Genomic DNA, 22,920 nt, shown 5'->3' with positions numbered 1-22,920 from the left:
CGATGCTCATGCAGTTGCCCCCCCGTCCCGTCGCATCGCATCGCATTCGCGCGGCAACACGACACCCATCGACAGCACAGCACGCCTGCGCGCTGCCTAGCGCCCATCGCTCTCCAGCGCCCGGGCACGACGTCGCGCCGCGCAGATTGCGCGATGATGTTCGTCGGCCCACCGGATCATCGCGTGCATCGGCGTCAGGAACGAACGCCCGAGGTCGGTCAGCGCATATTCGACGCGCGGCGGCACTTCGGCGAACAGCGCACGACTGACGAAGCCGTCCTGTTCGAGCCGCTTCAGCGTACGCGACAGCATCTGATTCGATACGTCGCCGATCGCGCGGCCGAGTTCGTTGAAGCGCATCGTTCCGCCTGCCAGCGCTTCGAGCACCAGCAGGCTCCACTGGTCGCCGATGCGGTCGAGCACATCGCGGATCGGGCACGGCTGATCGAGTTCGACGGGTTCATCTGCGGACGGGAACGGCATGACTGGATTCTCTTTCAACGGCAATGCACGGTCAGCGCGGTGTGACCTGTTCACACCGCGCTGACTTCTTGTGACGGGTTCGCAGCAACTGTACCATTCGCTCGACCCGACAGCCGCGCGGATTCGCCAGTTCAACGAAGCATGACGACACCGCGCGGCCTCGCGCTGTCCGTATCGTGACGACACCCACGGCGCGACCCGCCATCGCGCATCGCGCGCCCACCCACGCTTCGTCAGACAAGGAACCCGCTGCATGTCATCGCTCCGCTCTCCCGTTAGCGCCGTTGCCGCGCTCGTCCTGCTGGCCGCGTCGACGGCCGCGCTGGCCGCCGGCCCGACCACGCGCGACCTGGCCGCCGAGGAAGCCAACCGCCAGCTCGTGCTGACGTTCTACGACCGCTTCTTCAACAAGCACGAAGCGCTCGAGGCCGCCGCCGTCGTCGCGGACGACTACAAACAGCACAATCCGCAGGTGCCGGACGGCAAGCAGCCATTCGTGTCGTATTTCGTCGGCGCGTTCCAGAAGAACCCGGCATCGCGCGCGCGCATCGTGCGCAGCGCAACCGACGGCGATCTCGTCTATCTGCACGTGCATGCAACCGAGCGCCCCGGCGACCGCGGCGAAGCCGTCGTCGACATCTTCCGCGTGAAGAACGGCAAGATCGTCGAACACTGGGACGTGATCCAGCCGGTGCCCGAAACGTCCGCGAACGCAAACACGATGTTCTGACGCGCGAGGCCGCCATGCGGTGCGCGACGATACGCGCCGCCCGTCGACGAACGATCGGCCGCCTGCCGGGCAAGTGCGAATGCCCCGCGGCGGCGAAGTCCCCTACAATCGGGCTTCGCCGCCGCGCCGGCCTCCGTCCCGCATGACCGCACCGCCGAGCGCCTCGCCGCCGGCGCACCGTCGCACGCGAAGCACGGCCGGCACGGGCGGCCGTTCGCGAAGACGGTGTCAACGATGAGCCCCGCCCATATTTCCCTCAGCAACGCCGGCGACCTGGTCGCCAGCCTCGGCAGTCCGCAGTTTCCCGCCCGGCTTTGGGCGTGGCTGCGCGAAACCGTCGATCCGCAGTCCCATTACAGCGTCGCGACGCGCTACCGCCGCGATGCGCCGTCGCAATCGGTCGACAGCGTCGACGTGCTGTTCTTCGCGGGCGGCGACGATCCCGACGGCACGCGCCACGCGCTCGATCTGTATACGCAGGGCGAGTGGCGCACCGACGCGCTGCTCCCGCATATCGAACGCGCCACCGATTCGCAGCTCGTGTTCTCGTGCAATGAAGAAGTCGACACGGCGACCGAATACGGCCGCCAGTTCGCGCTCGGCGACCTCGGCGAAGACTGTACGCTGCTCGGCAGCGAGCGCGACTACGTCTACGCGTTTTCGCTGTTCCGCCGGCGCGGCCAGCCGTCCTATACGCTGGCCGAGCTGGCGCTGCTGCGGCAGCTCGGCGATTTCGTGCTGCCGCTGCTGATCCAGCATGCGCGGCTCGCGCGCCTGACGCCGCGCTCGGACGACGGCGCGCTGCTGCAACGGTTCGAACAGCGCTTGTCGGCCAGCGGCGCGGCGCTGTCGCAGCGCGAACGGCTCGTGTGCCGCGCGGTACTGCAAGGCCGGCCCATCCCGCAGATCTCCGACACGCTCGCGCTCAAGCCGAGCAGCGTGCGCACCTATCTCGGGCGTGCGCTCGCAAAACTCGGCGTGGCGAACCGGGCCGGGCTGTTCGCGTGGTGCGTGACCGAAGACGAAGCGCCGCAAGATCACGGTCACTAGGCGGCGCCCCCACCTCGCCGTACGCCCCCACTGCCTTTGTCGCGCGTTGTCCTCAAAACGATGACAGACAGCCGGCCGCCCCACTCCTAGTATCTGACTCACCCGACGACAGGAAAGCGTCGGACGCCAGGAGACACGGAATGCCGAATACCGGATGGACGCCGGCCCGCACGGCCGCGCGCGCGTCGACCATCGATCCGCCAGGTCAGCCCCGGCGGCGCGATCGGCATGACGCTCCGGCCGCAGCCGGCCTTCGCCATCGCGCATCGTCGCGGCTGCCGCGCAGCACCGGCACCTAGCCGCCCCTCACCCCGTTCCAACCAACCGGGTTCACACGACCGGACGACCCACACGGGCCGCCCGCCGGACACGTGCGCCCGTCGTACCGCCCCATCCGGAGGAGACACATGCAACACGCCGACACCATCTATCTGAACGGCCTGCTTTACACCGGCGACGCGCAGCGCCGCTTCGCCCAGGCACTCGCCACCCGGGACGGCAAGATCGCCGCCGTCGGCCGCGACGACGAGATCCGTCCGCTGGCCGGCCCCGCGACGCGCATCGTCGACCTGGCCGGCAGGCTGATGCTGCCGGGCCTCATCGACGGCCACGTGCACCCGCTCGAAGGCCACCAGATCCTCGGCGACTTCGACCTGTCCGGCATCAACGATCCCGATGCGATCCTGCAGCGCATCCGCGAATGCGCCGACGCGACGCCGAACGAACCGTGGGTCTATCTCGGCGGCGCGAACCTGGCCGCGTTCGGCGCGTATCCGACCCGCGAACTGCTCGACCGGATCGTCCCCGACCGGCCGCTGCTCGTGGTCGGTTTCGACGTGCACAGCGGCTGCCTCAACACGAAGGGGCTCGAAGCGGCCGGCATCCGCGCCGACACGCCCGACCCGGCCGGCGGCGTGTACGGACGCGATGCGTCCGGCGCACCCGACGGCGTCGTGCACGAAGCAGCGTTCTACCGCGTCTGCCCGCTCATTCCGCAACTGAGCCCGGCCGGCTACCCGAAGTCGCTCGCGAAGGCGCACAGGATGGCGCACGGCTACGGCATCACCGGCTGGTTCGACGCACGTGTCGAGGAAGCCGAACTCAAGGCTTATGCCGACGCGCAGCGCTCGGGCACGCTGAAGGTGTACATGAGCGCGGGCCTCTATGCGAATCCGCGCCGCGATCCGCGCGAACAGATCGAGCGCTTTACCCGGTGGCGTCGCGAGTACGCATGCGACAACCTGCGCCTGCATACGGTGAAGATCTTCGTCGACGGCGTACCCGAATCGAAAACCGCCGCGCTGCTCGAGCCGTACGCGGGCACCGACGATTGCGGCCTCGCGCTGTGGAGCCAGGACGCGCTGAACGAGATCTGCCTGCTCGCCGATACGGCCGGCTTCGACCTGCATTTCCACACGCTCGCCGACCGCGCGGTGCGCATGACGCTCGACGCGCTCGAATACGTGCAGATCCGCAACGGCATGCGCGACCGGCGCGCGCAGCTCGCGCACCTGCAGCTCGTCGATCCGGCCGACATGAGCCGCATCAACCGGCTGGGCGCGATCGCCAGCGTGCAGACGCTGTGGACGGCCGCTCGCGAGGAGCAGCAACAGCTCTATCGAGACCTGCTCGGCGCCGAGCGCACCGCGCGCAACTACCCGTTCCGCAGCCTGCGCAACGCGGGCGCGATGCTCGCAGCCGGCTCCGACTGGTCGGTCAGCACGATGGACCCGATGCAGATCATCCAGACGGGCGTCACGCACCTGCTGATCGACCAGCCCGACAGCCCGCCGTGGAATCCGCACGAACGCCTCGACCTGCTCACGATGCTCGAAGCCTATACGGTGAACACCGCGTATGCGCTGCGCTTCGACGACTGCACGGGTTCGCTCGAAGCGGGCAAGGACGCGAGCTTCGCGATCCTCGACCGCAATCCGTTCGCGCACCCGGTCGAGACGTTCGCGCAGACCCGCGCGATCGAGACGTGCTTTCGCGGCGAAGTCGTCTACGCCGCGCCGGGGTGGGCCGACTGACGCACGCACCGCGCGGCCGTCAGGCGACGGGCAGCGCCGGCCCCTGCGCGGTCGTCAGCACGTCGCCGAACGTGTCCGACAGCGCGGCGCGACGCGACGGCGGTGCGCGGGACAACGTCCGACAGGAGCGGGCCAGCGCACGCAACCGCCTAGGACAGCGCGGCCGCCCGCGCACCCGGCCGCGTGCGGCCGTATGCCGTCATCATCACGAAGCCGAGCAGGAACGCCGCGCCGCCGATCATCAGCAGGCCGGTCTCGCCGAGCGCGGGCAGCAGGTTCGTCAGCGCGCCCGTGACGACCCACGCAACGGCCATCACCGAACCCGCGACGCCGAGCGCCCAGCCCTGCCGGTCCTCGCTGACGGCATCGGAAAAAGCCGTATACATCGTCGTGTACGCCACCATGTCGAAGCAACCGACGACGGTCGCGAGCGCCCACACCACCGGCTCGTGCGGAAACAGCGCGGACAGGATCTGGCCCAGCCCGGCGACGAGCAGGCCCGTCTTCGCGATATCGATCACACGCCACACGCGCAGCATCAGCCGCACGACGACCAGCAGCCCGAACACGAAGCAAACGCCGATCACGCCGCTGAACAGCCCGAGCCGCGCGCTCGTATAGCCGAATTTCGTCTGCAGCAACAGCATGATGGTCTGCAGGTAGAGCCCGTAGCCGACCTGCATCAGAAAGAACACGACCGACAGGAACGCGACGTTGCGCTGGCGCGCGGCCTCGCCGATGATCCGCAGCGGCACCAGCAGATCGATGCGCGTGCCGCCGCGCGGCGCGGCCGAGTCGCGGTACGACACCCAGGTCCAGCACGCGCAGATCAACGACAGCGCGGCGACCAGCACGAACGGCGTGCCGTAGTCGAACAGCGGCGAGATCGTGCGGTCGGACGTGAGCCCGCCGAGCACCGGGCCGACGATCACGCCCGCGCTGAACGCGAGCGACATGTTGCTCATGTTGTACGCCTTGTTCTCGGGCGTGCTGAGATCGGTGATGGCCGCCTGCGCGATGCCCTGGCAGCCGGCCATCAGCCCGGTGAGCCCACGGCCGGCCAGCAGCAGCGCGACGCTCGCGCGCCATGCGCCGGCCGCCATCAGCGCGTAGCCGGCCGCGAGGCCGAGCAGGCACAGCAGCAGGATCCGGCGGCGGCCGTAGCGGTCGGACAGGTCGCCCATCAGCGACGAGCCGAAGAACATGCACAACGGATAGATTCCGTAGCCGAGACCGAGGTAGAAATTGCGCGCGTGCGCACCGGCATCGGCCGGCAGGATGCCCGCGTGCGGATCGCTGAAGATCGCGGACATCATCGGATAGGCGAGCCCGAAACCCATCGCGTCGATCGCGATCGCGAGCAGGCAGGGGCCGAGCAACGTGTAGTCGAGCCGGGACATGACGACCTTCCGGACAGAGTGGATGATCGCCCGAGCGTAACGACCGGCTGGCCGCCGCGGTAGGCCGCCGCCCGCGATGCTGACTATCGGCGCGGCCGATACCCTGGCCGCCGCCGCGCCGATTGCCCGCCGGCGCGGACGCGAGCGCGACCCGAACCTGCTCGCACTCGCGTGCTGTGTGCCGGCTGACGGTCAAGGGGCCGAACGCGCGGTAGCGCGCGGACCGCCCGGCGGGGCCCTCTCCTTCCCGCTTTCCACACCTGCATCGCTGGAACGAAGCGCACGCACTCGTCCGTTTGGATGGCACGCCGCCCGCGCTTTGTTGCGATCATGGCCGTCATTCATCGCGCGGCACGCAGATGTGCGTGCGCCACGGAGACGTCATGAACGACCCTGTCCTCGGCCCCATCGACCAGATCGGCTACGTGGTCGCCGATCTCGACCGCAGCATCGCGCGCTGGCGCGAACGCCACGACGTCGGCCCGTGGACCGTCTTCCGCAACGTGCGCGTCGACGGCCATCATCTCGGCAACCCGGTGACGGTCACGATGGACGTCGGGCTCGCGTATCGCGGCGATCTGCAGATCGAACTGATCCACGTGACGAACGACACGCCTTCGCCCTATCGCGATGCGCACGGTCAGCCGCTCGTCGGGCTGCATCACGTCGCGTGGGTCGTCGACGATCTCGATGCCGCGCTCGCGCGGCTCACGTCCCGCGGGCTGCGGGTCGTGTTCGACGCACGCAACGCGGCCACCCGCGTCGCGTATCTCGACGACGCCGACGATCCCGGCGTGCGTGTCGAAGTGATCGAAGGCGCCGGCATGCGCGACATGATCGCGCACGGCATCGCCGAAGCCCGTGCATGGGACGGCGCCGACCCGCTTCGCATCATCGACGCGGCGGGGGCTTCCGCGTGAGCGGCCCCGCGTTTCCCCTCACTCACAGGAGCAGGCAGCATGAAACGACTTGAAGGCAAGGTAGCGCTGATCACGGGCGGCGCCCGCGGCCAGGGAGAAGCTGAAGCGCGCCGGTTCGCCGCCGAAGGCGCACGCGTAGTGATCGCCGACGTGCTCGACGACGCCGGCCGCCGCGTCGCGGCCGACCTCGGCGACGCCGCGCGCTTCCAGCATCTCGACGTGACGAGCGAGGCCGACTGGCAGGCCGCCGTCGACGCGACGCTCGCGCATTTCGGCCGGCTCGACATCCTCGTGAACAACGCGGCGATCCTGAAGCTGGTGCCGATCGAAGCGTGTTCGCTCGACGACTATCGCAAGGTGATCGACGTGAACCAGGTCGGCTGCTGGCTCGGCATGAAGTCGGCGCTCGGCGCGCTGAAGGCGGCGGGCGGCGGCTCGATCGTCAACGTGTCGTCGACGGCGGGGATGGAAGGCGTCGCGGGCGGCAGCGCGTACGTGTCGAGCAAGTTCGCGGTGCGCGGGATGACGAAAGCCGCCGCGCTCGAATTCGGCCGCTACGGGATTCGCGTGAACTCGGTGCACCCCGGCGGCATCGATACCGTGATGGCGCGCCCGCCCGAGTTCGCGGATTTCGATCCGTCGTCGATCTACAGCGGCCTGCCGATCGCGCGCATCGGCAAACCCGATGAAGTGGCCAGCCTCGTGCTGTTCCTCGCGTCCGACGAATCCGCGTATTGCACGGGGTCGGAATTCATCGTCGACGGCGGGATGCTCGCGGGCAGTTCGTTCCACTGACACCGCTGCACGCCGACGCGCGCCCGCCGATCCGGCGGGCGTTTTCATTTCCGTTTTCGTTTTGTTTTCGTGTGCGATGCGCCGCCTGAAACGTACCGTCTCGCCCTTCACGCAATTCACGCAATCACCCGCCCGGAAACGACGATGCCACCGACAGTTCTCCCGCGTGGCGGCTTCGTCATTCGCACAGCGACACGCTACGCGCCGCGCTTACCCCTTCGGCTGGATCGCCGGAGCGCCCACACCGCGCGCCGTCCGTCCGCCGCCGCGCACGAAGCGTCGCCCGTGCGGGCCGTACACGCCGTCCGGTTCCGGATACAGCGTCAGCAGCACGAAATACAGCAGCCCGCCGCCCACCAGCGATACCGGCACGCTGAGGTCGAGCCCGCCCGCGAGGTTGCCGAGCGGCCCGACGAACTGGCCCGGCAGGTTCACGAACGCGAGCCCGACGAACGCGGCCGGCAGCCACGCCCCCATCGCGCGCACGTTCCAGCCGTGCGTGAACCAGTAGTGGCCGCCGCGCAGGCCGCGGTTGAACACCTGCAGGTCGTCGGCGAGATAGTAGCCGCGCCGCGTCACGTAGCCGATCACCATGATCGCCATCCACGGACAGCTGAACGTATCGATCAGCGTCGAGAACGTCGCGACGCTTTCGACGAGGTTGAACCAGAAGCGGCCGACGAAGATGAACGCGATCGCGATCGTGCCGATCAGCAGCGTCGCCCGCACGCGGTTCAGCAGGCGCGGGAACATGCTCGACACGTCGAGGCCGGTGCCGTATAGCGCGGTGGTGCCGGTCGACATCCCGCCGATGATCGCGATCAGGCACATCGGCAACAGGAACCAGCGCGGCGAGATCGCGAGCAGGCCGCCGACGTAGTCGTTCGACGCGATGAATGCGGGCGCCTTCGTCGCGATGATCGTCGCGGTCGCGAGACCGAAGAAGAACGGCACGAAGGTCGCGAGCTGCGCGGCGAACACGGCGCCCATCACGCGATGCTTCGGCGTGTGCTGCGGGATGTAGCGGGCCCAGTCGCCGAGCGTCGACGCGAACGACACCGGGTTGCTCAGCGCCACCAGCACCGCGCCGACGAACGCCGCCCAGAAGCCCGCGCTGCCCGGCTGCACCGTGCCGGCGTAGTGCATGTCGAACGGCCCGGCGAATGCGAACAGGCCCGCGACGAATAGAAGGCTCGCGGCCCACACGGCGATCTTGTTGACCCACAGCATGAAGCGAAAGCCGTAGATGCAGACGATCAGCACGAGCACCGCGAACACCATGTACGCCGCGCCGAGCGTGAGCCCGTTGACCGGCACGCCGACCATGTCGTGCGCGCCGCCGACGAGCGCATCGCCCGAGCTCCATACCGCGAGCGAAAAGAACGCGATCGACGTGAGCAGCGCGAGGAACGAGCCGACGATCCGGCCGTGGATGCCGAAATGCGCGCCGGACGACACGGGGTCGCTCGTGCCGTTGCGCGGGCCGAAGAGGCTCATCGGCGCGAGGATGAAGGTGCCGGCGAGCACGCCGAGCACGATCGCGCAGACACCGGCCTTGAACGACAGCCCGACCAGCACGGGAAAGCTGCCGAGCACCGATGTGGAAAACGTATTGCAGCCGCCGAACAGCAACCGGAACAGATCGATCGGCCGCGCATAGCGCGATGCATCGGGAATGCGCTCGAAACCGAACGACTCGACCTGCGTAATCCTGCCTTCACTCATTTTGTCTCCAGCTTTTCTGTGCATCTGTACGGCCTGGGGCTGCGGCCATACGACACATCGTCATCGATTCGCGGCCACTCTAAACCGGATCGCGCGGCGCAAATATCACGCATTCGAGACGTTTACGACGAAGGAGAACGATGTTTCCCGGCAGGCGGACGGCCGGCGCCCGCGCCGTCCGTGCGGCGCGGGCGATGCGAGTTCAGCCCGCGCGCTGCGCCGCCGGCGCACGGCATGCGATCAGGCCCCGCTGGACGGCAGGCCGCTCCTCGATGGCGGCGAGCCAGCGCGCGACGTGCGGGTAGCCGGCGAGGTCGAGATCGAGCTCGGTCGCCGTGCGCAGCCACGGAAACGCGGCGATGTCGGCGATCGAGTACCGCGACGACGCGAGAAACGGCGACTCCGCCAACCGGCCGTTCACCACCCCATAGAGACGCCGTGCCTCGTTCCGGTAGCGCTCGATCGCCTCCGCATTGACCGTCTTCGATGCATGCAGGAACCACCAGAGCTGGCCGAGCATCGGCCCGATCCCGCCGATCTGGAAATGCAGCCATTGCTGCACCGCCGTGCGCTCGGCGAGCGTGTCGGGCTGCAGAAAGCCCGTCTTTTCGGCGAGATAGCCGAGGATCGCGCCGGATTCGAATACGGTCAGCCCGGCGTCGTGATCGACGATGGCCGGAATCTTGCCGTTCGGGTTGATCGCGAGATACGCCGGGCTGCGCTGCTCGCCGGCGGACAGGTTCACGTGCACGCGCTCGTGCGCGAGCCCGGCCTCTTCCAGATAAATGGCGATCTTGTGCCCGTTCGGCGTGTCGGCCGTATAGAACGTGAAGGGGTACGTGGGGATCATGTCGGTCCTTGTCTTCGGATTGAAGTTGCAACTGCAATCGTTGCAATTGCAATCCTATATCGGAACCGTCACACCCCGCGACATGCCAGCACTCGAAGAAGGGACATGCAGACTGGGCGACCCGGTCCGCCCATGCGGACGCTCGACACCCGCCGCGCCTCGGCGGCCTGCCTCGAAAGGCCGATCATGCCGCGGCTCGCGTCGCGCGGCCGCGCGGTTTCGCCGCTCGACGGACCTGCCGCCCCGGGCTCCGGCATGCGCGCGCCGGGACAGGCTGGATCGCCGCGATCGCGCTGCGCGTACCGACCGACGACGGTCGGATGCCGGCCGACCGGGCCGCGCAGGCGATGCGCCGTGATGCAAGCGGCTGACGGTTGCTTGCCGGCCGCCGCTATCCGCTATCTGGCGTCGGCTGCGGCGTCGCGCGCCGCGGCGGCTGCACGGTCGAGCGCGGCGGCCATCGCCGCCTGCTCCTTGCCGGTGAACTGATCGAGAAAGAGCTCCGCGACCGTCGACTGGTACACCTTCCACATCTTCTTGCGCAGCGTGCGCCCCTTGTCGGTGATGCTCGCATACGCGGCGCGGCCATCGTCCGCCGAACGGGCGCGCGTGACGAGCCCCTCCTGTTCGAGCCGGTCGACGAGCCGCGTGAGGTTGTAGCGCTCGATCGCGAGCACGTCGGCCAGTTCGTGCATCCGGCGCGTGCCGTCGGGCCCGCTTTCGAGCCCCCACAACGCGTCGTACCACGCATAGGCCGGCAGGCCGGCCGCCGCGAGGCGGCGCTCGATCTCGCGAACCATCGTCCGGTGCGCGCGGACGAACGAGAACCACAGATCGGGTTCGGGTGCGCTCATGTCAGGTCGTTCCTCTCGTTGAATTGCAGATGCAATCAAATTCTACCTCGATGGAAATTGCTTCCATGCGATTGCATTTGCAACCCACAGCCTGCGGATCGGCGGGCATTGCGCCGCACGATGCGGCGCCACGATCGTTGCCCCGCGCTACCGTCCCGACTGCGCGATCGGACCCTGTTGCTGCGGGCCCTGCCCCGTGCCCGACGGCCAGCCGCCCGCCAGCGCCTTGTACAGCGCGACCGTCGACGCCGCGCTGCGCATCCGCCCGTCGGCCGCCGCATCCTGCGCCTGCAGCAGCGTGCGTTGCGCGTCGAGCACTTCGTAGTAGTCGATCGCGCCCGCCGCAAACCGCGCCTGCGCCAGTTGCGCGGCACGCGCGCTGTCGGTCGCGGCGCGCACGAGATGGCCGGTCTCGTCACGCGTGCGGGCCGCGCGCAGCAGCGCGTTCTCCGTTTCCTCCAGCGCCCCGAGCACCGTTTGCCGGTACTGCGCGAGCTGGCCGGCCGCCTGCGCGTCGCTCGCGGCGATCCGCGCACGCACGCGGCCGACGTCGAGGAACGACCAGTCGACGCCGAGCGCGATCAGATTCGTGTCGCTGCCGGAGCGGAAGAACCCGTAGCTGCTCGTCGCGCTGCCGAGCAGCCCCGACAGCGTGAAGCGCGGGAACAGGTCGGCCGTCGCGACGCCGACGCGCGCGGTCGCGGCGTGCAGCCGCGCCTCGGCGGCCGCGACGTCGGGCCGGCGTCGCAGCAGGTCGCCTGGCGTGCCGGGATCGATGTCGGCGGAAAGCGCGGGCAGCGGCACCGGCGCGCCCGTCGCCGCGGCCGCGTTCGGCAGATCGAAGCGGCCGATCAGCGCATCGGGCGTCTGCCCGGTCAGCACCGCGAGCCGGTGCTCGTCGACACCGATCGCCGCTTCGTACACGGCGATCCGCGACGTCGTCGCTTCGTACTGCGCGCGCGAGCGCGCCGCATCGAGTTCGGAGCCGCGCCCCGCGCCGACCCGCGCGTTGATCAGCGCGAGCGTCTGCCTCTGGTTGTCGGCGTTCTCGCGTGCGATCCGCAGCCGCTCCTGCGAGCCGCGCAGATCGACGTACGTGCTCGCCACCTCGGCGGCGATCGCGACGCGCACCGCGCGCACGTCCGCCGCGCTGGCGGCCGTCTCCGCACGCTGCGACTCGATCGAACGGCGCACCCGGCCGAACAGGTCGAGCTCCCACGCCGCATTGATCCCGACGCTCGACGTCGGCGTATCGCGCTGGCTGCGCGGCGCGCCGAACGCCTGGTCCTTGCTCATCAGCTGATGGCCGATCTGCCCGCTCGCGGTGAGCGTCGGATAGCGGTCGAACGTCGCCTGCGACAGCAGCGCATTCGCTGCGTCGTAGCGCGACACCGCGACCTGCAGGTCCTGGTTCGCCGCGAGCGCCGTGTCGATCAGCTGCGTCAGCACCGGATCGCCGAAGCCGCGCCAGAACGCGGCATCGGCAGTGGCAGACGCGTCGGGCGGCGTCTGCGGCGTCGTAGCGGACGGCGACGCATCGCGCGCCGCCGACGGATGCGCATCGCGCGCGAACCGCGCGGCCGTGGCCGTGTCGGGCCGGTTGAAATCGGGGCCGACCGCGCACGCGGCGAGCGTCACCGACGTCGCGAGCGCGGCAAGACGGAAAGCGGCGCTCATCGGCTTTCTCCTTCGAGGGTGCCGTGGTGTTCGCCCCACACGGCCGGCGTGCCGCCCGCGAGCTTGCGGATCGCCACGTAGAACACGGGCGTCAGGAACAGCCCGAACAGCGTGACGCCGAGCATCCCCGCGAACACGGTGATGCCGGTGGCCGCGCGCACTTCGCTGCCCGCGCCGCCGCCGATCAGCAACGGCACCGAGCCCGCGATGAACGCGACCGACGTCATCACGATCGGCCGCAGGCGCAGCCTGCACGCTTCGAGCGCGGCTTCGATCACGCCCTTGCCCTGGATTTCGAGCTCGCGCGCGAACTCGACGATCAGGATCGCGTTCTTGCACGCCAGGCCCATCAGCACGACGAGACCGACCTGCACGAACACGTTGTTGTCGCCGCCCGACAGCCACACGCCGAACAGCGCGGCGCAAATGCACACGGGCACGATCAGGATCACCGCGAGCGGCAGCGTCCAGCTCTCGTACAGCGATGCGAGCACGAGGAACACGAGCATCACCGCGAGCGGGAACACGACGATCGCCGCGTTGCTCTGCGTGACCTGCTGGTAGCTGAGGTCGGTCCATTCGAGCGTGATGCCCGGTGGCAGCACCGCCTTCGCGATCTGCTGCAGCTTCTCGATCGCCTGCGACGACGACATCACCTTCGGATCGGCGTCACCGATCAGGCTCGCGGCCGGATAGCCGTTGTAGCGAACCACCGGGTCGGGCCCGTACGCGGGCGTCACGGTCACCATCGAGCCGATCGGCACCATCTCGCCCTTCGCATTGCGCGTGCGCAGGTTCGCGATGTCGGCAGCCGTCTGACGGTGGCCGGCATCGGCCTGCGCCATCACGCGGTACACGCGGCCGAACGCATTGAAGTCGTTCACGTACATCGAGCCGAGATACACCTGCAGCGTATTGAACAGATCGGTCAGCGCGACGCCCTGCGCCTTCGCCTTCAGCCGGTCGACCTTCACCTCGAGCTGCGGAATGTTCGCCTGGTACGAGCTGACGGGATAGCTCATCCCGGGCGTCTTCGCGACCGCCGCCTGGAACGCTGTGAGCGCGTTCTGCAATGCGCCGTAGCCGAGCCCGCCGCGATCCTCCAGATACAGCGCGTAGCCGGAGCCGTTGCCGAGGCCCTGGATCGGCGGCGGCATCAGCGCATAGGTGATGCCGCCGCCGATCGCCGCGAAACGCGCGTTCAGGTCCGCGTTGATCTGCGCGGCGCTGCGGTGACGCTGGTCGAACGGCTTCAGGATCACGTACGAGTTCGTGATGTTCGGCGTGTTCACGCCCTGCAGCGCGTTCAGCCCCGCGAACGCCGGCACCATCTCCACCCCGTCGGTGCCGAGCGCGATCTTCGTCATCTGCTCGGTCACCTCGCTCGTGCGCGCGAGCGACGCGCCTTCCGGCAGCTTCGCGCCCGCGAACAGGTACAGCTTGTCCTGCACGGGGATGAAGCCGCCCGGCACCGCGTTGAGCAGCAACACGGTCGCCCCGAGCAGCGCCGCGTAGACCGCGAACACCACGCCGCGCCGCTTCAGCGTGCGCGAGACGACGCCGTGATAGCGGTCGGAACTGCGCTCGAAGAAGCGGTTGAACGGACGGAACAGCCAGCCGAACGCGCGGTCGAGCCCGCGCGTGAGCGCGTCCTTCGGCGCGTCGTGCGGGCGCAGCAGCTTCGCGGCGAGCGCGGGCGACAGCGTCAGCGAGTTGATCGCGGAGATCACCGTCGAAATCGCGATCGTCACCGCGAACTGCCGGTAGAACTGGCCGGTGACGCCGGACATGAAGGCCATCGGCACGAACACCGCGCACAGCACGAGCGCGATCGCGACGATCGGCCCCGACACCTCGCGCATCGCCTGGTGCGCGGCGTCGCGCGGGCTCAGGCCCTGCGCGATGTTGCGCTCGACGTTCTCGACGACCACGATCGCATCGTCGACGACGATCCCGATCGCGAGCACGAGCCCGAACAGCGTCAGCGTGTTGATCGAATAGCCGAGCAGATAGAGCCACGCGAACGTGCCGACGACCGAGACGGGCACCGCGACGAGCGGGATGATCGACGCGCGCCAGGTCTGCAGGAACAGGATCACGACGAGCACGACCAGCACGACGGCTTCGATCAGCGTGTGCTGCACCGAGCGGATCGATTCGCGCACGAACACCGTCGGGTCCCACACGGGCCGGTACGCGACGCCGGGCGGAAAGCGCTTAGACAGTTCGTCGAACTTCGCATACACGGCCTTCGCGACTTCGAGCGCGTTCGCGCCGGGCGACAGGAAGATGCCGACCACGGCCGACTGCCTGTCGTTGAAATACGAGCGCAGCGTGTAGTCGCCCGCGCCGAGCTCGATGCGCGCGACGTCGGACAGCTTCACGACCTGGCCGTCGTCGCCGTTGCGCAGCACGATGTCGCCGAACTCCTGCACCGTGCGCAGCCGGCCGCGCACGTTGATCGACAGCAGGAAGTCGTTTTTCTTCGGCGACGGTTCCGCGCCGAGCTGGCCGGCCGACACCTGCACGTTCTGCTCGCGCACCGCGGCGATCACGTCGCTCGCGGTCAGCCCGCGCGACGCGAGCCGGTTCGGGTCGAGCCATAGCCGCATCGCATAGTCGCCGGACCCGTACACGCCGACGTCGCCGATGCCGGCGAGCCGCGACAACTCGTCCTTCACGTGCAGCGTCAGGTAGTTGCGCAGGTACAGCGAATCGCGACTGTTGTCGGGCGAGTACAGGCTCACGTACATCAGCGGCGTCGGCGACTGCTTCTGCGTGGTCACGCCGTACTGGCGCACCTCGTCGGGCAGACGCGACAGCGCCTGGCTCACGCGGTTCTGCACGCGCACGGCGGCCGTGTCGGGATCGACGCCCTGCAGGAACGTGACGACGACCTGCAGGCTGCCGTCGGAACCCGCGACCGACTTCATGTACATGATGCCTTCGACGCCGTTGATCGCCTCTTCCAGCGGTTCGGCGACCGATTCGGCGATTTCCTTCGGGTTCGCGCCCGGATACGTCGCCCGAACGACGACGCTCGGCGGCACGACTTCCGGATATTCGCCGGCCGGCAGCATCGGAATCGAGATCAGGCCGATCGCGAAGATGACGATCGACAGCACGACCGCGAAGATCGGCCGGTCGATGAAGAATCGGGAGAAATCCATCGCCTGTCTCCCGTTACTGCGCGGCCGGCGCGTCGGCGTCGGCCACGGCCTGCGGGGCGCTGCCGGGCGCGGCGCCCGAAGCGTTGCCAGCCGCGGTGCCCGCGCCGTTGCCGGCACCGGCACCGGCCTCGGCGCTGGCGCCGGCGTCGGCGTCGGCGTGCGCGGGCAGCGCCTTCGGCTTCACCTGCGCGCCCGGATAGTAGATCCGCTGCACGCCGTCGACGACCACGCGGTCGCCCGCCTGAATCCCCTTTTCGATGATCCGCTCGCCGTCCAGCCCGCGGCCGATCGTCACGTCGCGGCGCAGCGCCTTGTCGCCGGGCCCGATCACGTACACGTACTTGCGGTCCTGGTCGGTGAGCACGGCCTTGTCGTCGACGAGCAGCGCATCCTGGTCGCGGCCGCTGACGAGCTGCACGCGCGCATACAGCCCCGGCGTAAACGTATGGTCCGCATTCGGCAGCCGCACGCGCGCGCGGATCGTGCCCGTTTGCGGGTCGAGCCGGTTGTCGAGGAAATCGACGGTGCCCGCGTGCGGGAAGCCGGTTTCGTTCGCGAGGCCCACGCGCACCGGATCGGCGCCGATCGCACGATGCTTCGGATCGGCGCGACGCGCGTTGTAGCGCAGGTAGCTTTGTTCGTCGCAGTCGAAGTACACGTAGACGGGGTCCTGCGACACGACGGTCGTCAGCAGCGTGTCGTCCGCGCGCGCCAGGTTGCCGACGGTGGCGACCGCGCGGCCGACCCGGCCCGCGATCGGCGCGCGCACTTCGGTGAAGCCGAGATTGAGCTTCGCGTCGGCGACGGCCGCCTCGGCCGCCTGCAGGTCCGCGCGCGCCTGCTCGGCGGTGGCGCGTGCGTTGTCGAGCTCCTCCTGCGACGTCGCATGCGCATCGATCAGCGTCTGCACGCGCTTGAGCTGCACGTTCGCGAGGCTCGCGGCCGCGCGGGCCCGCTGCAACTGCGCATTCGTGCGATCGAGCGCGATCCGGTACGGGCGTGGATCGATTTCGAACAACAGCGTGCCCTGCGCGACCAGGTCGCCCTCCTTGTACGCGACGCGCTGCAGATAACCGCTCACGCGCGGTCGCAGTTCGACTGCATCGACGGCTTCGACGCGGCCGTTGAATTCGTCCGCGACGCGGATCGTGCGCGGCGCGACGGTGGCGACGCCGACTTCGGGAGGGGATTGAGCCGACGATGCGCCTTTGCCGTCGTGACAGCCCGACAACGCCAGCAGCAGTGCACAGGCCGCACCCAAAGGCGACGTCCTGCGTAGGGATAAGGAGAGCATGATGCCTCGCGAGGGTTAAACTGCCGCGTAGCATAAAAGTTGAAGTTAACTTCAAGTCAAGCTTTCCCGGAGGAGCATCATGGGTATCCAGGACGTGCCGCAATGGCCGCTGCTGTCGATCCGCGAAGTGGCCGCGCGCAGCGGCGTGCCGGCGTCGACGCTGCGGTTCTACGAGACGCGCGGGCTCATCAAGTCGCACCGCAACGGTTCGAGCCACCGCCACTATTCGCGCGCGGTGCTGCGGCTGATCGCGTTCATCGTGTTCGCGCAGAAGATCGGCTATTCGCTCGACGAGATCGCCGAGCAGCTCGTCAGCCTCCCCGAAGACACCGCGCCGACCAACAAGGACTGGCAGCGGCTGTCGCGCGGCTGGAAGCAGCGCGTCGCGAGCCGGATAGAGGAGCTGCAGCGGCTCTACATCAATCTCGACGAATGCATCGGCTGCGGCTGCCTGTCGCTGAAGCGCTGCAAGCTGACGAACCCGGAAGACCGCGCGGGCCGCAACGGGCCCGGCGCGCGGCGCTGGCTCGGCGACAAGCCGCCCACGGACGTCGAATGACCGGCGGGCCGGGCGTGGCGCGCAACGCCGCGGCCGGCCGTGTGGCTGACGTCATCCAACGCGCCAGCCGCCGTTCACCGCGATCGTCGCGCCGGTGACGAACGACGCACGCGGGCCGGCGAGCCACGCGACCGCGTCCGCGATGTCGTCCGGATGGCCGGCGCGGCCGGCCGGCGTTTGCTCGCGGATCGTCGCCGCGATGGCCGGCGCGACGCCGCCTTCCCCGAAGAAGCGCGTCTCGGCGATGTAGCCGGGCGCAACCGTATTGACCGTTACGCCGCGCGGCCCGAGTTCGCGCGCGAGCGCGACCGTGAACCCTTCGACGCCGGCCTTCGCCGCCGCGTACGCGAGGCCGCCCGGCAGCAGGCTGCCGGCGCGCGCCGCGATCGAGCCGATGTTGACGATCCGCGCGGCGTGCCCGGCCAGATGCGGCAGCACGGCCATCGTCGTCACGAACAGGCTTTTCAGGTTCGCGTCGATGACCGCGTCCCACACGGCCTCGGCCTCGCCCGCCTCCGTATCCGCGCCGACGCGGCCGGTCAGCCCCGCGTTGTTGACCAGCACGTCGATGCTGGACCAGCGCGCGACGATCGCGGCGACCGCCGCTTGCGCATCGCGCCGCACGCTCAGGTCGGCCGCGTGCCCGATCGCCGCAGCGCCCAGACGCGCGACGGCCGCTTGCAGCCGCGCCGCATCGCGCCCGACGATCGCGACGCGATAGCCGTCCTCCACCAGCCGGCGCGCGATCGCAAAACCGATCCCGCTCGACCCGCCCGTGACGATCGCCGTCCTTGGTTGCTCGTTTCCCGCCATGACCTGCCCTCCCGAATCCCGAACGTTGATGACAGGACCATTCTGGGCAACGCATGGTGATAGGTAAAATACGAATTCGATGACCTACTGATACGTGAAAGGTATCGCATGATCGATCTGCGCCAGTTCAGGCAATTCATCGCGGTCGCCGAGACGCTCAGCTTCCGGCGCGCGGCCGAGCGGCTGCACATGGCGCAGCCGCCGCTCAGCGCGGCGATCCGCAAGCTCGAGGACGAGCTGGGCGTCGCGCTGCTCGAGCGCGACAATCGCGGCTCGGTACTCACACCGGCCGGCGACGCGTTCCTGCTCGAAGCGCGGCGCGCGCTCGAACAGGCCGAGCGCGCGGTGGCCGTGGCCCGTCGCGCGGGCGCCGGCCTCGGCGGCACGCTGCGGCTGCGCTTCGTCGACAGCACGGTCAACGCGTTGCTGCCGCTGATCCTCCGCGCATTCCAGGAACGCCATCCGGACGTCGATTTCCAGCTCGAGGAAGGCACGACCGCCGAGCAGGTGCTCGCGCTGCGCCAGGACCGCACGGACGTCGGTCTCGTCGTACTGCCGGTTGCCGATGCGGGCGACGTGCGCGTCGAGCCGCTGCTGCGCGACCGGATGGTCGCCGCGCTGCCCGACGGTCACCGGCTCGCCCACCGCAAGCGCATCGCTCTCGCCGAACTGGCGGACGAGCCGTGGGTCATGTTCGCCGCGCACCACGGGCCCGGCATGCATGCGCTGATCGTGACCGCGTGCGCGCAGGCCGGCTTCGCGCCGCGCGTGGTCCAGCAGCCGCGCCAGATGCAGACGACGGCCGGGCTCGTCGCGGGCGGCATCGGCGTCGCGCTGATGCCGCGCCTGTTCGTGCCGATGCAGCCGCAAGGTATTACGTTCTGCGAACTGAAGGATGCGGGCAGCCCGCTCGCGTACGTGCTCGCGATCGCGTACCGGACGCCGTCGCCGCTCGTCGATGCGCTGCGCGAGACCGCGCGAAGCGCGGTGCGCGAACTGGGGCTGATACCCGCGGCGTGAGCGCGCGCGGCGCTCAGCCGCCGACGATGTTGAACGCGATGTCCGCTACGGCCTGCCGGAATGCGTCCTGCCGCGTGGGCAGCGACGTGTACGCCAGCATCGTGTGGCTGTACGACACCGTCGTACCGATCGCGCTCGCGATCATGAAGAACAGCACCGTCGGTTCGACCGGGCGGATCGCGCCGGCGTCGACCGCCTCCGACAGCAGCGGGAACATCATGTCGTAATACGGACGCACGAGCCGCTCCTGCAGCCGGTCGAGCCGCCCGCCCACTTCGGTCGCCGCCGTCGAGAAGAACATGCCCAGGTCGGGCTCGTCGAACTCGTGGGCGACACACAGCTCGATCGCGCGGCGTACGCGATCGCGATGCGGCAGCGACGACGTGCGCAACGCACGCAGCGCATCGAACATCGGCTCGGCCAGTTCGGCGATCTGCTCGACGACGGCCAGCCACAACGTTTCTTTCGTGCCGAAATGGTGCGCGATCAGCGCCGCGTCGATGCCCAGCTCCCGCGCGATTTCGCGCACGCTCGTCGCGTCGTAGCCACGTTTCGCAAACATTTTGCGCGCGGCCCGCAATATCACGTCCGGACCGACGGACGCCCCGGCCAGCGGCCGCCCGCGCATACGCTTGACCGTCGCGCGCTCAGTGACTTCAGCCACGTTTCCCTGCTCTCCTTGAATGATTCGAATGCCCGTGTACCGGCCCCGCTTGCACGCCGCCGAAACCGGGGACCCGCCCTGCTCCGTTGACACGCGAAGCCGGGAAGCGCTAGGATCATACCTTATTCATCACTTGATGATTTATCCATGACAACCCCTACACGCATCGTCATCGTCGGCGGCGGGATCGCCGGATTGCAGCTCGCGACCCGCCTGGGCGAGCGTCTCGGCCGGTCCGGGCGCGCGCAGGTCACCGTCGTCGACCGCAGTCCGACCCACATCTGGAAGCCGATGCTGCACACGATCGCGGCCGGCACGCGCGACGTGCAGCAGCAGCAGGTGATCTTCCTCGCCCATGCGCGCGACCATGGCTACACGTACCAGCCCGGCGAACTGAAAGGGCTCGATCGCGCCCGCCGCCGCGTGCAGCTCGGCGAAATCCGCTCGCAGGACGGCGAACTCGTGCTCGAAGCCCGCGAACTCGAATACGACGTGCTGATCCTGGCGCTCGGCAGCCAGGCCAACGATTTCGGCGTGCCGGGCGTGCGCGAGCACTGCTATTTCATCGACAGCCAGCAGCAGGCCGAGACCTTCAACGAAGCGTTGCGGATGCGCGTGTTTCGCAGCATCGCGCGCAACGAGCCGTTCCGCGTCGCGATCGTCGGCGCGGGCGCGACCGGCGTCGAACTCGCGGCGGAGCTGAGCCGCCTGCTGGAAGTGGCGCAGGCGTATGGCGACGAGACGGTGCGCGAACGGCTGCAGCTCACGCTGCTCGAAAGCGGCCCGCGCATCCTCGCCGCGTTTCCGCCGCGGATTTCCGCTTCCGCGCAGCGCCGGCTCGAACAGATCGGCTTTCACGTGCTGACGTCGACCCGCGTCACATCGGCCGACGCGAACGGCTTTCACTATGGCGACGGTTCATTCGCGGAAGCGGACCTGATGGTCTGGGCGGCCGGCGTGAAGGCGCCCGATTTCATGCAGGCGCTCGACGGGCTCGACACGAATCGCGCGAACCAGATCGTCGTCGGGCCGACGCTGCAGGCAACCGGCGACGAGCACGTGTTCGCGATCGGCGATTGCGCGAGCCTGCTGCCCGACGGCCACGAACGGCCGCTGCCGCCTACCGCGCAGGTCGCGACGCAGCAGGCCGAGCATCTCGCGAAGCACCTGCCCGCGTGGCTCGACGGCCAGCCGATTCCGCCGTTCGCGTTCCACGATTTCGGCGCGCTCGTGTCGATCAGCGACTACGACGCGTTCGGCACGCTCGGGCAGTTCGGGTTCTTTCGCGGCGGCTTCATCCAGGGGCGTTTCGCGCAGTTCAGCCACCTGATGCTCTACCGGCGGCACCAGCAGGCGCTGCATGGCTTCTCCAAGGCGACCCTGCTGTGGATCGCCGAACGGATCAACGGCTGCGTGCAGCCGCGCATCCGCCTGTCGTGATGCCGCGCGTCGCGGTGTCGCGTAACGTTTCGAGGAAAACCGACATGAACAACCGTATAGCGCCCTGGCTCGTCACCGTCGCCGCGATCGGCAGCTTCGACATGCCGTCCGTCTCCTGGAGCATGCCGCGGCGGCGCAGCATCACGCGCGACCGGCTGCCGTCGTGGGACGCGACGAGCAAGCCGACCATCAGCGTACTCGAACGGCCCACGGCCGACACCGTGATGATTTCGTGGCGCGACGCATGCACCGGGCACTACGGTTATCAGAAGTGGCGGCTGTTCACCACGCGCAAGCGCGGCGTGTGCGCGCTGTCTGGGCAGCCGATCGAGATCGGCGACAGCGTCTATGCGCCGCAATTGCTCGGCTCGACGCCGGGCAACGCCGCCGCGATGGTGCTGGCTGCGTATATCGACGCGGCCCGCCCTGCTGAAGCGGCGTGAAGGCCCGGCATTCGGACCGGGATACCGCTTCAGGTTGTGGTGTTGCGATCCGTCTCGCGGGCCGCGTCGTTCGTGCGTACTTAGGCTTCTGCTTCCGGTTTGCGCAGGCTGCGTACCGGCTCGGTACGTGCGGGTGGCTGATCATGGAAGAGTGACACTCGCCGATCGGCGAGTTTGCCGGGATCGTGCTGCGGATCAAGGGGCAGCCGTTCGCGATGCGGCAGGCCAATGTGCCTGCGCTCGTGCTCGCCGAAGCGCTCTTGATCGGTGTGACGAATTACTTGCGGAAGCTGGCGCGGCAAAGGATGGAGAAGATCGAGGATCTCAATTCCGGGAGAATCGGACCGGACACGCGTCGGCGCGATTTGCCCAGATGACGGCTCATCTCCATTCAGGTATGAACTTCAGCGCTCGACGCCGTGGAACATACTGGCTGAATCAACAACTCCAGCCCGTAACATTTGATGCGTTACTCCAGCAGTCTTCGCAATATCTCGTTCAGGGCACCAGCTCCATCCGATTCCCCGTCACGACCAGCTTGACTGGATCCGTCTTTTTCCACTGCGACTTCGGAATTGTCAGTTGCCACTCGGCACCGTCCTGATTTCGAAAGAACCCGGCGATCCCAACGATTTGTGCGTCATCCGCCATTGGCGCAGACAGCCTCACCGTCGCGTCGGGCGCAAGCGTCGCCTCCTGCCTGCCGAGCAGATCGGCACTCAATAACGCTTTGTCGTCGTCGAGCAGCTGGACGTAAGCTGCCTTCTCGAAAACCTTCGCATCCTTTAACTGGTAGATGCGTATCACAACCGGCAGCGATTGCCCTTGCTCGTTCTCGTTAAGTGCGGAGCGACTTTCAATCACGAGATTCATCTGCTTGATCTTCGCGACGAAAATCGCTCGCGTCATGTCGGTGGTCGTCGCCTTCACCGCTTGCCACGTGCCACAGCCGGACAACGATGCTGCCGTCATCGCAACAGCACTCGCCCGCCGGACACTT

The 22,920-nt window shown here is 68.5% G+C and carries 21 protein-coding genes; 10 read left to right on the top strand and 11 right to left on the bottom strand.

Going from position 1 to position 22,920, the window contains the following annotated elements; translation table 11 throughout:
• Positions 1-96: 96 nt before the first annotated feature.
• Positions 97-483, bottom strand: coding sequence for a winged helix-turn-helix transcriptional regulator (locus tag HWX08_RS02265; RefSeq protein WP_069260287.1), 387 nt, complete (start codon positions 481-483; stop codon positions 97-99).
• A gap of 253 nt (positions 484-736) precedes the next feature.
• Here HWX08_RS02265 and HWX08_RS02260 point away from each other — a divergent pair, with 253 nt between their 5' ends.
• The 3 genes from HWX08_RS02260 to HWX08_RS02250 all read left to right on the top strand — a co-directional run bounded on the left by HWX08_RS02260 (position 737) and on the right by HWX08_RS02250 (position 4,296).
• On the top strand, positions 737-1,213 hold the full coding sequence (locus tag HWX08_RS02260) for a nuclear transport factor 2 family protein (protein ID WP_069260288.1): 477 nt from the start codon (positions 737-739) through the stop codon (positions 1,211-1,213).
• 234 nt (positions 1,214-1,447) lie between these two features.
• Complete coding sequence (locus HWX08_RS02255; protein ID WP_174920675.1) at positions 1,448-2,263, top strand: helix-turn-helix transcriptional regulator; 816 nt, start codon at positions 1,448-1,450, stop codon at positions 2,261-2,263.
• Between the two features lie 407 nt (positions 2,264-2,670).
• Entirely contained in the window at positions 2,671-4,296 is a 1,626-nt protein-coding gene (locus tag HWX08_RS02250; protein WP_174920674.1) for an amidohydrolase, read from the top strand.
• 149 nt (positions 4,297-4,445) lie between these two features.
• Here the strand turns inward: HWX08_RS02250 and HWX08_RS02245 are convergent, their stop codons facing one another.
• On the bottom strand, positions 4,446-5,696 hold the full coding sequence (locus HWX08_RS02245) for an MFS transporter (RefSeq protein ID WP_174920673.1): 1,251 nt from the start codon (positions 5,694-5,696) through the stop codon (positions 4,446-4,448).
• A gap of 383 nt (positions 5,697-6,079) precedes the next feature.
• Between HWX08_RS02245 and HWX08_RS02240 the strand changes: the two genes are divergently transcribed.
• Both HWX08_RS02240 and HWX08_RS02235 read left to right on the top strand, forming a co-directional pair.
• Complete coding sequence (locus HWX08_RS02240) at positions 6,080-6,616, top strand: VOC family protein (RefSeq protein ID WP_174920672.1); 537 nt, start codon at positions 6,080-6,082, stop codon at positions 6,614-6,616.
• Between the two features lie 39 nt (positions 6,617-6,655).
• Positions 6,656-7,411: a glucose 1-dehydrogenase gene (locus tag HWX08_RS02235; RefSeq protein ID WP_174920671.1), complete on the top strand. Its 756-nt coding sequence runs from the start codon at positions 6,656-6,658 to the stop codon at positions 7,409-7,411.
• A 210-nt stretch (positions 7,412-7,621) separates the two neighbouring features.
• Here the strand turns inward: HWX08_RS02235 and HWX08_RS02230 are convergent, their stop codons facing one another.
• The 6 genes from HWX08_RS02230 to HWX08_RS02205 all read right to left on the bottom strand — a co-directional run bounded on the left by HWX08_RS02230 (position 7,622) and on the right by HWX08_RS02205 (position 16,981).
• Positions 7,622-9,136: a purine-cytosine permease family protein gene (locus tag HWX08_RS02230; RefSeq protein WP_244122673.1), complete on the bottom strand. Its 1,515-nt coding sequence runs from the start codon at positions 9,134-9,136 to the stop codon at positions 7,622-7,624.
• A gap of 202 nt (positions 9,137-9,338) precedes the next feature.
• Positions 9,339-9,986: a glutathione S-transferase family protein gene (locus tag HWX08_RS02225; protein ID WP_069260293.1), complete on the bottom strand. Its 648-nt coding sequence runs from the start codon at positions 9,984-9,986 to the stop codon at positions 9,339-9,341.
• Positions 9,987-10,384: 398 nt separating this feature from the next.
• Positions 10,385-10,840 (bottom strand): MarR family winged helix-turn-helix transcriptional regulator, encoded by a 456-nt coding sequence (locus HWX08_RS02220; RefSeq protein WP_069260294.1) that lies wholly within the window; start codon positions 10,838-10,840, stop codon positions 10,385-10,387.
• A gap of 147 nt (positions 10,841-10,987) precedes the next feature.
• Positions 10,988-12,517, bottom strand: coding sequence for an efflux transporter outer membrane subunit (locus HWX08_RS02215; RefSeq protein WP_174920669.1), 1,530 nt, complete (start codon positions 12,515-12,517; stop codon positions 10,988-10,990).
• Positions 12,514-15,687: an efflux RND transporter permease subunit gene (locus tag HWX08_RS02210; protein ID WP_069260296.1), complete on the bottom strand. Its 3,174-nt coding sequence runs from the start codon at positions 15,685-15,687 to the stop codon at positions 12,514-12,516. The genes HWX08_RS02215 and HWX08_RS02210 overlap by 4 nt, the downstream gene beginning before the upstream one ends.
• 13 nt (positions 15,688-15,700) lie before the next feature.
• Entirely contained in the window at positions 15,701-16,981 is a 1,281-nt protein-coding gene (locus tag HWX08_RS02205; protein WP_174920668.1) for an efflux RND transporter periplasmic adaptor subunit, read from the bottom strand.
• A 79-nt stretch (positions 16,982-17,060) separates the two neighbouring features.
• Between HWX08_RS02205 and soxR the strand changes: the two genes are divergently transcribed.
• Entirely contained in the window at positions 17,061-17,540 is a 480-nt protein-coding gene (gene soxR, locus HWX08_RS02200; protein WP_069260298.1) for a redox-sensitive transcriptional activator SoxR, read from the top strand.
• Between the two features lie 51 nt (positions 17,541-17,591).
• Here soxR and HWX08_RS02195 read toward each other — a convergent pair whose 3' ends face one another.
• Positions 17,592-18,353, bottom strand: a complete 762-nt coding sequence (locus HWX08_RS02195) for an SDR family NAD(P)-dependent oxidoreductase (RefSeq protein WP_174920667.1) — start codon at positions 18,351-18,353, stop codon at positions 17,592-17,594.
• Positions 18,354-18,461: 108 nt separating this feature from the next.
• Between HWX08_RS02195 and HWX08_RS02190 the strand changes: the two genes are divergently transcribed.
• On the top strand, positions 18,462-19,373 hold the full coding sequence (locus HWX08_RS02190; protein ID WP_174920666.1) for a LysR family transcriptional regulator: 912 nt from the start codon (positions 18,462-18,464) through the stop codon (positions 19,371-19,373).
• Between the two features lie 13 nt (positions 19,374-19,386).
• Here HWX08_RS02190 and HWX08_RS02185 read toward each other — a convergent pair whose 3' ends face one another.
• Entirely contained in the window at positions 19,387-20,037 is a 651-nt protein-coding gene (locus HWX08_RS02185; protein WP_069260301.1) for a TetR/AcrR family transcriptional regulator, read from the bottom strand.
• 147 nt (positions 20,038-20,184) lie between these two features.
• Between HWX08_RS02185 and HWX08_RS02180 the strand changes: the two genes are divergently transcribed.
• The 3 genes from HWX08_RS02180 (at position 20,185) to HWX08_RS02170 (ending at position 22,297) form a co-directional block, all read left to right on the top strand.
• A complete protein-coding gene (locus HWX08_RS02180) occupies positions 20,185-21,477 on the top strand; it encodes an NAD(P)/FAD-dependent oxidoreductase (protein ID WP_174920665.1) in 1,293 nt (430 codons plus the stop codon).
• Between the two features lie 44 nt (positions 21,478-21,521).
• Positions 21,522-21,920, top strand: coding sequence for a DUF3331 domain-containing protein (locus HWX08_RS02175; protein WP_069260303.1), 399 nt, complete (start codon positions 21,522-21,524; stop codon positions 21,918-21,920).
• A gap of 185 nt (positions 21,921-22,105) precedes the next feature.
• A complete protein-coding gene (locus HWX08_RS02170; RefSeq protein WP_174920664.1) occupies positions 22,106-22,297 on the top strand; it encodes a hypothetical protein in 192 nt (63 codons plus the stop codon).
• Positions 22,298-22,418: 121 nt separating this feature from the next.
• Here the strand turns inward: HWX08_RS02170 and tssJ are convergent, their stop codons facing one another.
• Positions 22,419-22,892: a type VI secretion system lipoprotein TssJ gene (tssJ, locus tag HWX08_RS02165; RefSeq protein ID WP_244122672.1), complete on the bottom strand. Its 474-nt coding sequence runs from the start codon at positions 22,890-22,892 to the stop codon at positions 22,419-22,421.
• Between the last annotated feature and the right edge of the window lie 28 nt (positions 22,893-22,920).

Source organism: Burkholderia metallica, assembly GCF_902832845.1.
Taxonomy (GTDB): domain Bacteria; phylum Pseudomonadota; class Gammaproteobacteria; order Burkholderiales; family Burkholderiaceae; genus Burkholderia; species Burkholderia metallica.
Note: the sequence above shows the minus strand (reverse complement) of the source record. Positions and strands in the feature narration are given on the sequence as shown.

Coding starts and splice junctions, on each gene's coding strand:
- HWX08_RS02220 (WP_069260294.1), bottom strand. CDS start 10,840: ATGAGCGCACCCGAACCCGATCTGTGGTTCTCGTTCGTCCGCGCGCAC.
- HWX08_RS02205 (WP_174920668.1), bottom strand. CDS start 16,981: ATGCTCTCCTTATCCCTACGCAGGACGTCGCCTTTGGGTGCGGCCTGT.
- HWX08_RS02180 (WP_174920665.1), top strand. CDS start 20,185: ATGACAACCCCTACACGCATCGTCATCGTCGGCGGCGGGATCGCCGGA.
- HWX08_RS02215 (WP_174920669.1), bottom strand. CDS start 12,517: ATGAGCGCCGCTTTCCGTCTTGCCGCGCTCGCGACGTCGGTGACGCTC.
- HWX08_RS02175 (WP_069260303.1), top strand. CDS start 21,522: ATGAACAACCGTATAGCGCCCTGGCTCGTCACCGTCGCCGCGATCGGC.
- soxR (WP_069260298.1), top strand. CDS start 17,061: ATGGGTATCCAGGACGTGCCGCAATGGCCGCTGCTGTCGATCCGCGAA.
- HWX08_RS02230 (WP_244122673.1), bottom strand. CDS start 9,136: ATGAGTGAAGGCAGGATTACGCAGGTCGAGTCGTTCGGTTTCGAGCGC.
- HWX08_RS02210 (WP_069260296.1), bottom strand. CDS start 15,687: ATGGATTTCTCCCGATTCTTCATCGACCGGCCGATCTTCGCGGTCGTG.
- HWX08_RS02260 (WP_069260288.1), top strand. CDS start 737: ATGTCATCGCTCCGCTCTCCCGTTAGCGCCGTTGCCGCGCTCGTCCTG.
- HWX08_RS02235 (WP_174920671.1), top strand. CDS start 6,656: ATGAAACGACTTGAAGGCAAGGTAGCGCTGATCACGGGCGGCGCCCGC.
- HWX08_RS02245 (WP_174920673.1), bottom strand. CDS start 5,696: ATGTCCCGGCTCGACTACACGTTGCTCGGCCCCTGCCTGCTCGCGATC.
- HWX08_RS02265 (WP_069260287.1), bottom strand. CDS start 483: ATGCCGTTCCCGTCCGCAGATGAACCCGTCGAACTCGATCAGCCGTGC.
- HWX08_RS02225 (WP_069260293.1), bottom strand. CDS start 9,986: ATGATCCCCACGTACCCCTTCACGTTCTATACGGCCGACACGCCGAAC.
- HWX08_RS02195 (WP_174920667.1), bottom strand. CDS start 18,353: ATGGCGGGAAACGAGCAACCAAGGACGGCGATCGTCACGGGCGGGTCG.
- HWX08_RS02250 (WP_174920674.1), top strand. CDS start 2,671: ATGCAACACGCCGACACCATCTATCTGAACGGCCTGCTTTACACCGGC.
- HWX08_RS02240 (WP_174920672.1), top strand. CDS start 6,080: ATGAACGACCCTGTCCTCGGCCCCATCGACCAGATCGGCTACGTGGTC.
- HWX08_RS02190 (WP_174920666.1), top strand. CDS start 18,462: ATGATCGATCTGCGCCAGTTCAGGCAATTCATCGCGGTCGCCGAGACG.
- tssJ (WP_244122672.1), bottom strand. CDS start 22,892: ATGACGGCAGCATCGTTGTCCGGCTGTGGCACGTGGCAAGCGGTGAAG.
- HWX08_RS02255 (WP_174920675.1), top strand. CDS start 1,448: ATGAGCCCCGCCCATATTTCCCTCAGCAACGCCGGCGACCTGGTCGCC.